We start from the raw sequence: 716 nt of genomic DNA, 5'->3' as shown, positions 1-716 counted from the left end.
GCGGCCGCCACCCCCGGACGGTCGGCGCGGTCGCCAGCGGACCTCGATCAGCCGGCGGGCACCGGCGGGGTTGGACAGGGCGTGGACGAGCCCGGCGGTGTCCGCGGCGAGCACGTGCTCCACCCCGTACGCGCAGGCGAGGGCCTCGAAGTCCACGGAGTGCGGGGTGCCGAACAGGCGCTCCACGATCCCGCCCATGCCGGGGGCCTTCGCCACCTGGCCGTGCTCGAGGCCGGCGAAGATCGCGCCGCCGGAGTCGTTGACCACCACGAGGTCCAGCTCGGGCTCGTCCTCGTCCGTGCCGGCCAGCAGGCCTCCCGCGTCGTGGAGGGCGGTGAGGTCTCCCAGCAGGGCGACGGTGCGGCGCTGGCTCGCCAGGGCGATGCCGGCGGCCGTGGAGACCGTCCCGTCGATGCCCGCGAGGCCGCGGTTGGCGTAGACCTCGTTGTACGGGGTGCTCGGCGGACGCCAGGTCAGGTCCACGTCCCGGATCACCGAGGAGGAGCCGAGCACGAGCGGCCCGTGCACCACGGACGCGCAGATCTGCGCCGTGTGCTGCGGGGTCAGGCCGAACCGGGGCTGCTCCTCGATCAGCACGTCCTCCACGGCCGCCTGAGCGCGGATGGACGCCGCCTGCCAGGCACGCAGCCACCCCGGCCTCCCCCTGTCCGGCGACGTCGGCCAGCTCGGCCAGGGTGGTGCACACCCCGCTCGCG

At 75.4% G+C, this 716-nt stretch carries 1 protein-coding gene; it reads right to left on the bottom strand.

Going from position 1 to position 716, the window contains the following annotated elements:
• A partial coding sequence (locus AC2W7A_RS13095; RefSeq protein WP_485991703.1) for a thiamine pyrophosphate-binding protein occupies nucleotides 1-606 on the bottom strand: 606 nt, incomplete at its 3' end.
• Nucleotides 607-716: the final 110 nt, after the last annotated feature.

The sequence above is a fragment of the Micrococcus sp. LASM2_SD2 genome (assembly GCF_057364565.1).
Note: the sequence above shows the minus strand (reverse complement) of the source record. Positions and strands in the feature narration are given on the sequence as shown.